Annotated in this window: 1 pseudogene; it reads right to left on the reverse strand. The window is 53.9% G+C overall.

Annotation, left to right across the window (positions count from 1 at the left end):
- Positions 1-345, reverse strand: a pseudogene (locus tag ACUU1M_RS20745) (helix-turn-helix domain-containing protein); the annotation flags it as partial.

Consider the following 345-nt stretch of genomic DNA (forward strand, 5'->3'; position numbering starts at 1 on the left):
GTCCAGTGCTTTATGGATTGCTGCCATCTTTTCATCTTTATGCGGGTCACGGATACGCAGAGTTGGCGCAGCCCTTCGCCACACAATCCCCGCAGACGGCAACCAGCGGCGAACGGTTCCGGCATTTTACTGGCAACCGGTTATCTCATTGATTTTTATTGCCAGCAGTTCTGTACTCCAGCGTGAACGCTGGTAGCCAAAGTCGCCGGGAGAATGTTTTACCAGCTCACGTAACAGTGTGCAGATATGCTCAAACGGCCAGCGACGGGCACGCCCGGCAGGTAATGATTTCAGTCCCTCAACACCCGACTGCGTGAACCAGTTAATCCAGCGTCCAACAGAGGA

The sequence above is a fragment of the Shigella sp. SIG6 genome (assembly GCF_053555815.1).